At 68.2% G+C, this 12693-nt stretch carries 8 protein-coding genes; 2 read left to right on the top strand and 6 right to left on the bottom strand.

Features of this window, described 5'->3' with window-relative positions; translation table 11 throughout:
* Positions 1 to 18 precede the first annotated feature (18 nt).
* The 6 genes from GYM46_RS04705 to GYM46_RS04730 form a co-directional block, all read right to left on the bottom strand.
* Positions 19 to 648, bottom strand: coding sequence for a bifunctional diaminohydroxyphosphoribosylaminopyrimidine deaminase/5-amino-6-(5-phosphoribosylamino)uracil reductase RibD (locus GYM46_RS04705; protein WP_008263703.1), 630 nt, complete (start codon positions 646 to 648; stop codon positions 19 to 21).
* Positions 645 to 1358, bottom strand: coding sequence for a 2,3-diphosphoglycerate-dependent phosphoglycerate mutase (gpmA, locus tag GYM46_RS04710; RefSeq protein WP_008260311.1), 714 nt, complete (start codon positions 1356 to 1358; stop codon positions 645 to 647). Before gpmA ends, GYM46_RS04705 begins: the two co-directional genes overlap by 4 nt.
* Before the next feature lie 279 nt (positions 1359 to 1637).
* A complete protein-coding gene (locus tag GYM46_RS04715) occupies positions 1638 to 4148 on the bottom strand; it encodes a TonB-dependent receptor plug domain-containing protein (RefSeq protein ID WP_040349238.1) in 2511 nt (836 codons plus the stop codon).
* 221 nt (positions 4149 to 4369) lie between these two features.
* Positions 4370 to 6310: a methyl-accepting chemotaxis protein gene (locus tag GYM46_RS04720; RefSeq protein WP_008259619.1), complete on the bottom strand. Its 1941-nt coding sequence runs from the start codon at positions 6308 to 6310 to the stop codon at positions 4370 to 4372.
* 66 nt (positions 6311 to 6376) lie between these two features.
* Positions 6377 to 7777 (bottom strand): OprO/OprP family phosphate-selective porin, encoded by a 1401-nt coding sequence (locus tag GYM46_RS04725; protein WP_008261554.1) that lies wholly within the window; start codon positions 7775 to 7777, stop codon positions 6377 to 6379.
* A gap of 135 nt (positions 7778 to 7912) precedes the next feature.
* A complete protein-coding gene (locus GYM46_RS04730; protein WP_040349236.1) occupies positions 7913 to 9268 on the bottom strand; it encodes a dicarboxylate/amino acid:cation symporter in 1356 nt (451 codons plus the stop codon).
* A gap of 308 nt (positions 9269 to 9576) precedes the next feature.
* On the opposite strand from GYM46_RS04730, the gene GYM46_RS04735 reads away from it, so the two are divergent.
* Positions 9577 to 11352 (top strand): sensor histidine kinase, encoded by a 1776-nt coding sequence (locus GYM46_RS04735; RefSeq protein ID WP_164952612.1) that lies wholly within the window; start codon positions 9577 to 9579, stop codon positions 11350 to 11352.
* Complete coding sequence (locus tag GYM46_RS04740) at positions 11352 to 12686, top strand: sigma-54-dependent transcriptional regulator (RefSeq protein WP_008258643.1); 1335 nt, start codon at positions 11352 to 11354, stop codon at positions 12684 to 12686. The genes GYM46_RS04735 and GYM46_RS04740 overlap by 1 nt, the downstream gene beginning before the upstream one ends.
* Positions 12687 to 12693: the final 7 nt, after the last annotated feature.

Below are 12693 nucleotides of genomic sequence, written 5' to 3' on the forward strand. Positions count from 1 at the left end.
TTGCGCAACAGGCGGTTGTCACTCGGTCAGCAGACCCTGTTCGCGAAGGGCGTCGGCCAGATCCCCCGCAGATGTCCAAAGGCGGGTGTAGCCCGCCTCGCCCAGCCGCTTCAGTTCGGTCACCAGATCGGCCTTGGCCGCAGCGACGAACCGACCGTCAAAGCCCACGCCGTCCGTGCTGATCCGCACCATGGGCCGCCCCGTCTCCAACCGGTGCAGGAAGCCCTCGCACAGGGCCGCCCCCTCGTCGCACATCAGGCCGGTCTCGACCGTCAGACCCTTCGCGCGCAGACGTTCGGTGCCGCGCCCGGCGGCGAAGGGCGAGGGGTCCAGACAGGCGATGACGACCCGCTCCACCCCCGCCTCGGTCAGGAAATGGGCGCAGGATTGGCGGCCCGACGACCGGGCGCCGCAGGGCTCCAGCGTGACATAGACGGTCGCGCCTTCGATCTCGGCCCCGGCGGCCGGCACGGCCTGTTCCTCGGCATGGGGACGCCCGCCCGGGGCCGTGGCGGCCTGGGCGATGATCCGACCGTCCTTGACGATGACGCAGCCCACGGCCGGATTCGGCCAGGTCTCGCCCATGCGGGCGGTGGCCAGATCGATGGCCTGGGCCATGAAGGCGCGGTCGGCGTCGGTCCAGCTCATGCGACGGTCGGCAGCTCTTCGGCGCGGGCGGCGTCGAGATAGCGGGCGGCGGTCGGCTTCAGATCGGCGTCCAGATCGATCTCCAGCGGATTGCCCGTCGGGATCTCCACGCCCACGATCTTGTCGTCCGGCACGGCGAACAGGAGTTTGACGATGGCCCGCAGGGAGTTGCCGTGGGCGGCGATCAGCACGTCCTCGCCCGCCTTCAGGCGCGGGGCGATCTCGGCGTTCCAATAGGGTTCGACCCGCTCCAGCGTGGTCTTCAGGCTTTCGGTGTCCGGGATGGGCTTGTCGGCGTAGCGGGGGTCGGCGTTGAAATCGAATTCGCCGCCCGGCGCCAGCGGGGGCGGCGGCACGTCATAGCTGCGGCGCCAGATCTTGACCTGATCCTCGCCGTGCTTCTCGGCCGTCTCGGCCTTGTTCAGCCCGGTCAGACCGCCGTAGTGGCGCTCGTTCAGGCGCCAGTCCTCGATCACCGGGATATCGGTCAGACCCGCCGACTGCAGGGCCAGGGCGCCGGTGCGCTTGGCGCGCGTCAGGACCGAGGTGAACATGACCGCAGGGGTGAACCCGGCCTCGGCGATCAGTTCGCCGCCGCGACGCGCCTGGGCCTCGCCTTCCGCCGTCAGATCGACATCGACCCAGCCGGTGAAACGGTTTTCAAGGTTCCACTGGCTCTGGCCATGGCGGAGCAGGATCAGGCGCGGCATTCGATCAGTCCTCGACAAAACAGTCTGTCCGGGTAAGCCGCAGTCATGAGCCGGTCAAGGCTTGCGCGCCTCGCCGTGTTGCAACGCACAGCCCAGCCGACGCGCGCTCGGCTTGTGGCGGCCTGGGGCGGCCGCTAGGCTGTCGCCATGTCCGACCGTCTGTTCTTTCCCCTGGCCTTCGTCGCCATCGCCGTCCTGATCGCCCTGGCGGTGGTCTGGCCCTGACAGGTCGGAGGGCCGACAGGGCGGAACGGCGCGAGCCCCGCCCTGCCCCTCGGATCAGTACAGGATCTTGCGCAGGTTGATCCGGAACACCCGCCCCTGCGGGTCCAGGTAGTCGCGCTGATAATTGACCGGCGTCGCCCCGTCGCTGCTGGTGACGGACGTTCGGTCGTCGAAGATATTCTGCACCCCAAGACCGACACGTGATCCCTTCAGGAAGGGAAAACGTTCGACCCAGGCGGTGCGCTGGGTCAGATCGGCGAAGGCGAACAGGTTGACCGTCGTGCGGTCCGAGAAGTCCAGATCGGCCGAACCCGCGGTGTCGCCCTCGACCGTCGTGCCCGACCGCCAGTTGGCGTTGACGAAGGCGCCGAAGCCGTTCTTGAACAGGCCGGTCTGCACCTGGACCTCGTGACGCGACTGGCCGCCCGAGCCGGAGATGGAATCCCCGTCCAGCAGGTTCAGGGGCGCCAGGCCGTCGCGGATCACCACCTCGTCCTGGACGCGCCAGGTGTGCGTCAGGGAGAAGTTGAACATGCCCTGGCCGGGTTGCATGCCGGGGGCGGCGGAGCCGCGCAGCCGCCCGCCGCCAGGACCGCCCGGCCCGCCCGGCCCGCCGCCCATACGCATCGCCCCCCCGGGGGGCCGGCCGCCAGGGCCGCCCGGCCTCTGCCCCATCATGGCCGGATTGGGCTTGCCGAAGGGCTTGGAGAAGTTGAAGCCCCACTGGACGTCCTGCTGCTCGCGGCTGGCGAAGTTCAGCGGACGGGCGTCGATGGACTGAAGCGTGCCGTCGTCGGCGCGGGTGAACCGCTCCGGCAGGGCGGCTTCGAGGTCGGGGGTGATGGCCGGGAAGCCGGAAATCTCATCCTCGACCTCGGTGCGGGTATAGGCGAGATTCAGGCGCAGGTCGGTGGCCGAAAGCGGTTGCCAGTTGACGCCCAGTTTCAGGATTCGACGGTTCTCCGCCTTCAGGTTCGGATCGCCGCCGGTGATCTGGACGACCTGGACGGTCTGGCCGGTCGAATAGTCGAAGACGGCGGTGTTCGGCGTCGAGATGGTGGGATCGTTCAGTTGCTGGATCGTCGGCGCCTTGTCCTCGTCCGAATAGTTGGCCGACAGGGACAGTCGGGCGACCGGCGACCAGTTCAGACCACCGCCCAGCGTCGAGACGCCGCCGAAGTCCGACAGTTCCTGATAGGCCAGGTTCATATTGGCCGACAGATCGCCGATCTTGGGCAGGACGCCGCGATCGACGCTGGAGATCGGAAGATCGAAATTGGCCTGCAGGCTGCCCAGGTCGCGCGACTGGGACCGGTCGGTCGTCACGCCCGAACGGACGCTTTCGGAATCCAGGGACTGATGTTCGCCTCCGACTTTGAAGGTCGTGGTGACGCCGCCGGCCGGCAGTTCCCAGGCCGTGCCGTTCAGCACCAGTTCGGCTTCCGCCGACTGGGAGATCGAATTGGCGGTGTCGCGGGCGGACGTCGTCACCGCGCCGGTCAGGTCGCCGAACGGGTTCACGGTCGTGTCGCCCGCCGTGATCGCGGCCTGCAGGGCGGCGGCGCTGACGCCGCGTCCGGTGGTGGTGTCCGTCTCGGTGCGGCTGTATTCGCCCGTGGCGGTCCAGCGCCAGTCCCCGAGGTAGCCGTCGAACACCGTGCCCAGTTCCGCAGCGCGCGTATTGGTCTGGCGCTGCAGGGCGTCCGGCAGGCCGACGTAGCGATATAGATCGGCCGCCGCCCCGCCGGGCGACCAGGGATTGCCGGCCGGCAGGCTCAGACTGAAGCCGGGCAGACCCGAGTAGCTGCGGCTGCTGCTGTCCTCCAGGCTGCCGCTCAGGGTCATGCCGACCTTGTCGTTCAGGTCGTGCTTGTAGGTCCCCGCGACCGACGCCTCGGCCGCGCGCGGCAGCAGGGTGCGATAGGCGTTCCGCTCGCCGTTGTCGCCCGCCGAGTCGACCCTGTTCGAGTCGGTGCGGTCGATATTGCGTTCGGTCTCGTACAGGGCGTTGCTGCTCTCGCCGTTGATGTCCAGCGACCAGCGGTCGGCCCCGGCGATCTTGAGAAGGTTGTTCTCGCTTGCCGTCGTCGTCCGGCCGCCCTGGTCCGACCGGCTGACGTTGACCGAGGCGGTCAGCGAGCGGAAGTCGGCCTTCAGCACGATGTTCACGACGCGCTGGTTGGCGCTGTAGCCGTAGGACAGGGCCGTCTCTTCCGGCAGGACGTCGAACCGCTCGATGGCCTCGGGCGGAATGCCGCGGATTTCACGGAAGCCGGAAATGCGACGGCCGTTGACCAGGAAGACCGGGGACCCGCCGCGCGCGCTGCGGGTCTGGGCCTCCAGCAGGGTCACCAGTTCGCCGATATTGGTGGCGCCGAAGGCCTGGATCTGGGCGGCGTCATACGAGACGATCGGTTCCTGCCCGCCCAGGGCCACGCCGCGCTTGGCGGCCGTCACCTCGATGTCGGGCAGGACCGTCGTCACCTCTTCCTGCTGCAAAGGCTGGATATCGGCGGCGCTGGCGGTCGGAGCGAGTGCGAGCAGCATGAGCGCGGTCGGAGTCATGAAAACCGTGGTCCAGAATGTAGATTTCAGGCCCTTTGGGCGTGAAAAACATGGCTGGAAAGCGGCGGAATTCATGACGTTTTGGAAAGCGTTGCATGCACCCCACACAGCCTGAACTTGTGCGACGGAAACGGATCGACGGCGCGTTCAACAGGGTTGGACTCGGGTCTTGCACGTCCGATGACAGGGCGGGGCGGAACCTTGGTCCCGCCCCCTTCTGATCAGAATTCTTCCCAGCCGTCGTCGTTCGAACCGACCGTCATGTCGCGGCCGTTGGCGACCTTGACCACGCGCTGTTCCGCACGCGGGGCCGGGCGAGGGGACGGGCGGGGCGCGGCGCGCGCGGATGGGGCTGCGGGCGCGGCTGAGACCGGCTTTCCGCCCGAGACCTGGAAGAAGGACACCTGGGCCGACAGCTCGGCGGTCTCCTGGCGCAGGGCGTTGCTGGCCGCCGTCGCCTGTTCGACCATCGCAGCATTCTGCTGAGTGACCTGGTCCATCTGGTTGACGGCGACATTGATCTCGTGAAGGCCGGTAGCCTGCTCCTTGGCGGAGGCGGCGATCTCGACCACCAGATTGCTGATGTCGTTGACCTGGGACGCGATGGCCTGCAGGGCCGAACCGGCCTCGCTGACCAGGCGCACGCCGTTCTCGACCTCGGCGCCCGAACTGTTGATCAGGGTCTTGATCTCCTTGGCGGCCTCGGCCGAGCGCTGGGCCAGGGCCCGCACTTCAGAGGCGACCACCGCGAAGCCGCGTCCGCTCTCGCCGGCCCGCGCCGCCTCGACCCCGGCGTTCAGGGCCAGGAGGTTGGTCTGGAAGGCGATCTCATCGATCACGCCGACGATCTGGCTGATCTGGCGTGAGCCGTCCTCGATCTTCTGCATGGCCTGGACGGCGTTCATCACGACCGCGCCCGAGGCCTCGGCGCTCTGGCGGGCGCCGCTGGTGACCGTGGCGGCCTGGGTGGCGCCCTCGGCGGTCTTGCGGACCGTGACCGTGATCTCGTCCAGGGCCGCGGCGGTTTCTTCCAGGCTGGCGGCCTGTTGTTCGGTGCGGCGCGACAGGTCGTCGGAGGCCTGACTGATCTCGCCGGCGCCGGAGTCGATGCCGCGGACCGAGCCGAGCACGCCGGTGACCGTCTCTTCCAAACGGGAGATCGAACGGTTGAAATCGGTTTTCAGGACCTCGCTGCGCGCCGGGAAGGGCGCGTCGATGCGGTAGAGCAGATCGCCGTCCGCCAGGGCGGACAGCCCCTTGCCCAGGCTTTCGATCACGACCGCATTCTCGGCCGCTTCCTGCGCGGCGGCGGCTTCGCGGCGCCGACGCTCGACTTCCGATTCGTCGCGCATGGTTTCCGTTTCGAGCTCCAGCGCCTTGGCGCGCAGGCTGTTGTCGCGGAAGATCTGCATGGCCTGGGCCATGGCGCCGACCTCGTCCTTGCGGTCGGTGTCGGGGATGGCGACGTCCAGCTTGCCGTTGGCCATGACCGACATGGCGCCGGTCATGCGGCGGACGGGCGCGACCATCAGGATGGACAGTTGCACGCCCAGGAAGACGGCGGCGGCGACCAGGATCAGCCCTCCGACCGCCAGGGCGATGAAGGAGGCGGTGATCGCCGACGCCTGTTCGGCGTCGCGCACGTTCATCCGCTCGATCTCCATATCGCGGATTTCGGTGACGGCCTTGGTGATGTGGGTGACGCGCACCCGATCGCCGGAATCGATCACCACGCGGCGCGCGGCCTCGATACGCGAAGGATCCAGCGCCGCTTCGGTCAGCGGCGTGCCGAACTCGGTGCGCCAGGCGGCCGCGTCGGTCTTGGCCTTCTCAACCAGCGCCTGCTCTTCCGGCGTCAGGTTGGCGGCGCCCAGAGCGGCGACCGAGGCTTCGAACTGTTCCCAGCCCTTGCGGTAGACTTCGAGATAGTCGGCGTTTCCGGTCAACAGCACGCCCCGCATCTGTGAGTTCAGGCGGATGAAGCCCTTCTCGGCCACATGGGTGTGGTCGATGATCGACTTGCTCTCGGCGTTCAGTTCGGCGGCTGTCTTCATCTCCGACAGCTGGAAAAAGACCGCCCCGATCATGGCGGCCGCTACGGTCAGCAGAAGGGCGAAGGCGATCGCCAGTTTCCGCTGCATCGGGATGTTCTTCGGGTTCATGCGATCATCTCGGCGGCTTTGGGGCGCAAGCCCGGAACGGCGGACCGTTCCGGGCGGGTTTCAGGTCTAGAAGGCGGTTTGGACGCGGATGGTGGCGGTGTTGCCGCTGTCGTCGCCGACGAAGGTCCCGGTGCGGTTGTCGACCGACCAGGCGCTCCAGTGGGTGGAGACGCGGGTGTTGTTCGTCGGATACCAGTTGACGCCCAACAGCCAGGTGTCGGCTTCCCCCCCGGTCGGGTTGTCGCTGTAGTCGGCGGTGTCATAGCGGCCGACGATTTCGACCGCGCCGTAACCATCGACGCCCAGCGGCTTCAGCACCTTGGGACGCGCCCAGGTGCCGGTACGGGGCGAAAGGGGCGGCTTCTCGCCGGTGATGAAGAAGCCCGCCGAAATGCTATAGCCGTCCTGGTCGAAGTCCCGCGCGGCGGTCTCCAGCAAACGTCGGCCGCCTTCGGCCATCAGCCAGCCCGAGCGATGCACCCCGCCCAGCTCAAGCCCCAGGCCCTTGCTGCCCTTCGGATCGGCATAGGTTCCGGCCGAGAGACGCAGATTGTCGTTACCGCGCGACGAGACCACCAGGCTGCGCGAAGCCACCGAAGCATTGGGCGTCAGATCCTCGATAAAGCCCCAGCCGCCGATGTGCAGGAAGCCGTCGTCGGTCTTGAAGGGCGACCAGTGGGTGCGGCCCATCAGGGTGACGGAGTCATTCGTCGTGCCGCTGCTGATCGCGTCGCCGGTCAATGACAACGAGGCGTGCCAGACGCTGCCGATCAGCTTGGAGGTCACGCCGACGCCGTAGGAGCCGCGCTCCGGCCCCACCGTCGAGATCGCCATGCTGCGCTCCAGGAACGGAACCACATCCTCGGCCGTGCCGCATTCGAAACAGCGGTCGTTCAGACGTTGGCCGACGGACACCTCGAGATCGCGGCCGCCCACTTTGCGGCTATAGGCGATGAAGGCGTTGGCGACGCTCATCGCATTGTCGGCGATGTCGCCTTCGATCCAGTAGCTGAAGCCCCCGGGGGTCTTGCCCTGGGCGCCCAGGCGCAGGCCGCGCAGTTCGGTGGTGGTCAGGTTGCGGCCGTCGAAGTCCGAACCGAAGGTGTTGGACAGGTCGGCCGTGACGCGGATGCGCGGCTTGAAGGTGAAGCCGCCGTCCGGGCTGCGCAGTTCGGGAAGGCCGCTCGACCAGTCGACGCTGGAGGGCGCGCTGGCGGCCTGGACGACCGGGCGCGGCGCGGCGGCGGCGGCCGGAGCCGGCGTTCCCGCGGCAGCGGGCGCGGCGGCGGCCGTCTGAGCCTGGACCTGCGACTGGGCCTCAAGCTGTTCGAGGCGCGCGGACAGGGCCTGCACCTGGGCGCGCAGGGCGGCGATTTCTTCCGCCGTCGGCGTTGACGACTGGGCGAAGGCGGAGGTGGCGAGCGCGGCGAGGCCGACACCCGCTGCGAGGGAGCGGTGAATAATCATGAATAACGCTCATAGGGTGCGACTGTTAAGGAAGGCCCAAATGGCTATAAGCAGAAATGCGTATCAGCGTTGGGCAAGGCGCCGGATGCAGTACAGGCGCCGCGCTTTCGCGACGGCGCCTGTGCAGGAAGCAACTCAGTCGGCGGTGACCAGCTCCTTGTCACCGGGGCCGGCCGCCGGATCGGGCTGGGCCGCGATCGGCTGCGACGGACCGTTCAAGGCCGCGTGCAAGGCGTCCCGGTCCAGTTCGCCCTCCCATCGGGCGACGACGATGGTGGCCACGGCGTTGCCGATGAAGTTGGTCAGGGCCCGGCACTCGCTCATGAACCGGTCGATGCCCAGGATCAGCGCCATGCCCGCGACCGGAACGGTAGGAACCACCGACAGGGTCGCCGCCAGGGTGATGAAGCCGGCGCCGGTGATGCCGGCCGCCCCCTTGGAGGACAGCATGGCGACCAGCAGCAGCAGGATCTGTTGCTGCAGGGTCAGTTCGATGTTCAGGGCCTGGGCGATGAACAGGGCCGCCATGGTCATGTAGATGTTGGTGCCGTCCAGATTGAACGAATAGCCGGTCGGGACGACCAGGCCGACGACCGACTTGGAGGCGCCGGCGCGTTCCATCTTGTTGAGCAACGACGGCAGGGCGGCTTCCGACGAGGAGGTGCCCAGGACCAGCAGCAGTTCCTCCTTCAGATAGCGGATCAGCTTCAGGATGTTGAAGCCGTTGGCCCAGGCGACCAGGCCCAGGATGCCGACCACGAAGATGACGGCGGTGAGGTAGAAGGTGGCGACCAGCGCGGCCAGATTGGCGATGGAGCCGATCCCATATTTGCCGATGGTGAAGGCGAAGGCGCCGAAGGCCCCGATGGGCGCGGCCTTCATCAGGATGGCCACCAGCTTGAAGAAGGCGTGGCTGATCGATTCCAGGAAGCTCAGCACCGGCTTGCCGACGTCGCCGACCAGGGCCAGGGCCAGGCCGAACAGGACCGAGACGAACAGGACCTGGAGGATATTGCCCTCGGAGAAGGCGGAAACCATCGTGTCCGGGATGATGCCCATCAGGAAGCCGGTGATGGTCGTCTCATGCGCCTGTTCCGAATATTTGGCGACGGCGCCGACATCCAGGGTGGCCGGATCGATGTTCAGGCCGCGTCCGGGCTGGACCAGGTTGGCGATGATCAGGCCGACGATCAGGGCCAGGGTCGAGAAGGTCAGGAAATAGGCGAAGGCCTTGGCCGCCACGCGCCCCACGCGGCCGAGGTCGCTCATGCCGGCGATGCCGGTGACGATGGTCAGGAAGATGACCGGGGCGATGATCATCTTCACCAACTTGATGAAGGCGTCGCCCAGCGGCTTGAGGCTTTCGCCGAAGCTGGGCCAGAAATGGCCGATGATCGCGCCGGCCACGATGGCGGTCAGAACCTGGAAATACAGATGCCGGTAAAAGGGCCGACGCACGGCCGGTTCTGCGGTGGAGGGAAGCGCGATCACGGAAGGCTCCTGTCACTGCGGGACCATCCCGCGGTTTCCTCGACGGGCCCCACGTCTGCGGCGAGGCTCCGAGGTCCAGTGTCCGGCAGGGTGAAGCCGCTTCCAAACCCCTTCGAAAGACGATCTAGAAGGCTGTTTTTTCAACAAAATATCCTAGCGATCCTCCCAGAATCGGGATCGGCAGTGCGGCTGGACGCACAAGGTGATGGCCTAGTCGTGCGAAATGTCGCACAGATAGGCGCATGACTCGTTCGTCGCCGCCCCTGACTATCGAAGGACTTTCGAGTATCGCTCGACAGCCCTGGGTCTTGCTGACGCTTGGCTGGCTGGCGGCGAGCGCCGTGCTGGCGGGCGTCGCGGGCGAGGCCGCGCGGCGCGATGCGACCGGCGAACTGGAACGCCAGGCGACGGCCGGCGCCGCCCTGCACGCCGCCGTGCTGCGCAGCGAACTGGACAAGCAGCGCGCCATCCCCATCGTCCTGGCCGGCGATCCCGATGTGGCCGCCCTGCTGACCACGCCCAGCGCCCAGGCCGTGAACGGGGTGGACCGCAAGCTGGAGCGGCTGGCGTCCCAGACCCGCGCCGCCGTCATCTATGTGCTGGACGCGCGGGGCCTGACCCTGGCGTCCAGCAACTGGCGGGCCTCGACCAGTTTCGTCGGTTCGCGCTACGAGTTCCGGCCCTATTTCATCAATGCGATGCGCGACGCCGAAGGCGAGTTCTACGCCCTGGGCACCCGCAGCGGCCGACCCGGCCTCTATCTGTCGCGCCGTGTGGACTCAGCGGACGGCGCGCCCCTGGGCGTGGTTGTGCTGAAGGTCGAGTTCGACGACCTGGAGGCCGAATGGCGCGGCTCGGGCGAGCCCGCCTGGGTCTCAGATCCGGGCGGCGTCGTCCTGGTCACCAGCATCCCGGAATGGCGCTTCCGCACGACCGAACCGATGGACGAGCGACGGCGTCGCCTCAGCCTGACCGACCTCACCCTCCACCCCGGCGCCCTGTCCCCCCTGCCCTTCCAGACGCCGAACGGCGACCGGCCCCGGCTGGTGCGGACGGCCGTCGGCGACGGCCGTCCGCAGACATGGGTGCATTCGGAGACGGATACGGCCGCGCCCGGCTGGACCCTGCATCTGCTGACGCCCGAACGGGGGGTGATCGGGGCGGCGGTGGCGGGCGCGCGCGGTCTGGCCCTGTTGATCACCAGCCTTCTGGCCCTGGGCGTGGCCGTGCTGCTGCGCCGGCGTCATCTGGCCCGCGCCAAGGCTCAGGCGGAGGAAGAAGGCCGGCTGGAGCTGGAGCGCCGCATCCACGAACGCACGCGCGAACTGCACGACGCCAATCTGGCCCTGAACCGCCAGATCGAGGAGCGCCGCCGCGCCGAGGCCGCGCGGGAGCTGCTGCGCGACGAACTGGTGCAGGCCAGCAAACTGGCCGCCCTGGGCCAGATCGTCGCCAGCGTGGCGCACGAGATCAACCAACCCGTCGCCGCCATCCGGACCTATGCAGAGACCGCGAAACTGTTGCTGAGCCGCGACCAGCCCGACAAGGTCGGAGACGTGCTTCAGCGCATCGGCGGTCTGACCAAACGGATCGGCGCCATCACCCAGGATCTGCGGCTGTTCTCACGCAAGGCCACGCCGACCATCGACGCCATCCGGCTGGAGGACGCCATCCAGGGCGGGCTGGAACTGACGCGCGGGCGGGTGGAGGAACGCGGGGTCAGACTGGAGCGGATCGGCGACGGCGACGTGCAGGTCCGCGCCCACCAGTTCCGTCTGGAACAGGTCATCGTCAATCTGATCAAGAACGCCGCCGAGGCGATGGAAGGCCAGACCGACGCCCGCCTGACCCTGGCCGTGGCGCGCGACGGCGAGCGGGTGCGGCTGATCTTCGCCGACAACGGGCCCGGCGTGGCGCCCGATGTGGCGCGCCAGCTGTTCACGCCCTTCGTCACCACCCGCGCCAACGGCCTGGGCCTGGGGCTGGTCATCTGCCGCGACATCGTCGCCAGTTTCGGGGGCGAGCTGGATCTGGTCCCCGCCGAACGGGGCGCGACCTTCGTCGCCGTCCTGAAGGCCGCCTGATGCGCCCGCCCCTGCCGCAGACCGTCGCCCTGATTGAGGACGACGCCGACTTTCGCCAGGCCCTGGTCGAACGCCTGACGCTTGAAGGACTGGAGGTGCGCGCCTTCACGGCGGCCGAGCCCGCCCTGAAGGCGCTGGACGCAGACTTCCCGGGCGTGGTCGTGACCGACCTGAGGATGCCGGGCATGGACGGCCGCCAGTTGCTGACGCGGCTGCAGGCCCTGGACACGAGTCTGCCGGTCATCATGATCACCGGCCACGGCGACATCGCCGACGCCGTGGCCGCCATGCACGACGGCGCCTATGATTTCGTCGCCAAGCCCTTTCCGTTCGAGCGGCTGCAGGACAGCCTGAACCGGGCGCTGGAGAAGCGCAGTCTGGTGCTGGAGAACCGCCGCCTGGTCGCCATGGCCGCCGAAGGCGGGCACGAACTGCCGCTGGCCGGATCGTCGCGCGCCATCACGGCGCTGCGGGCCACCATCGCCCAGATCGCCGACGCCCGAATGGACGTGCTGATCGAAGGCGAGACCGGGGTCGGCAAGGAGGCGGTCGCGCGCGCCCTGCACAACGGGGGCCGGCGCCGGCTGGCGCCCTTCGTCGCCGTCAACTGCGGCGCCCTGCCCGACGGCCTGATCGAGAGCGAACTGTTCGGGCATGAACTGGGCGCCTTCGCCGGGGCCATGCGGCGACGGGTGGGACATGTGGAGCGCGCCCACAACGGCTCGCTGTTTCTCGACGAGGTCGAGAGCATGCCCCTGGCGGTCCAGGTCAAGATGCTGCGGGTGCTGGAGGAGCGGGAGATCCATCCGATCGGCGCCAACGAGCCCCGGGTGCTGGACCTGCGCATCCTCGCCTCGGCCAAGATCGACCTCAGCGAGGCGGCGCGGCGCGGCGATTTCCGCGAAGATCTCTATTATCGCCTGAACGTGGTGCGGCTGCGCGTGCCGCCGCTGCGTGAGCGGCGCGAGGACATCCCCCTGCTGTTCGCCCATTTCCTGCGTCGCGCCGCAGACCGCCACGGCGTCGAGCCGCCGAGCGTGACCGACGGCGTCCGCCGCCGTCTGCTGGAAGAGGACTGGCCCGGCAATATCCGCGAACTGGCCCATTTCGCCGAACGCGTCGTCCTGGGCCTGGACGAGGGGTCCGGCGGCGCCGAGGCCGATCTGAGCCTGCCGGACCGGATGCATCGTTTCGAAGGCGAGCTGCTGCGCGGCGCGCTGCAGACCCATAGGGGCGACATCGTCTCGGTGCTGGAGGAGATGCGGATTCCGCGCAAGACCCTGTACGACAAGCTGCAGCGCCACGGACTGAAACCCGCCGACTTCCGCGCCTGACCCTCAA

The organism is Brevundimonas mediterranea, from assembly GCF_011064825.1.
In the GTDB taxonomy this organism is placed as follows: Bacteria; Pseudomonadota; Alphaproteobacteria; order Caulobacterales; family Caulobacteraceae; genus Brevundimonas; species Brevundimonas mediterranea_A.

Excerpts from the sequence above, each read along its gene's own strand:
- GYM46_RS04740 (WP_008258643.1), top strand. The coding sequence starts at position 11,352 with ATGCGCCCGCCCCTGCCGCAGACCGTCGCCCTGATTGAGGACGACGCC.
- GYM46_RS04705 (WP_008263703.1), bottom strand. The coding sequence starts at position 648 with ATGAGCTGGACCGACGCCGACCGCGCCTTCATGGCCCAGGCCATCGAT.
- GYM46_RS04720 (WP_008259619.1), bottom strand. The coding sequence starts at position 6,310 with ATGAACCCGAAGAACATCCCGATGCAGCGGAAACTGGCGATCGCCTTC.
- GYM46_RS04715 (WP_040349238.1), bottom strand. The coding sequence starts at position 4,148 with ATGACTCCGACCGCGCTCATGCTGCTCGCACTCGCTCCGACCGCCAGC.
- GYM46_RS04725 (WP_008261554.1), bottom strand. The coding sequence starts at position 7,777 with ATGATTATTCACCGCTCCCTCGCAGCGGGTGTCGGCCTCGCCGCGCTC.
- gpmA (WP_008260311.1), bottom strand. The coding sequence starts at position 1,358 with ATGCCGCGCCTGATCCTGCTCCGCCATGGCCAGAGCCAGTGGAACCTT.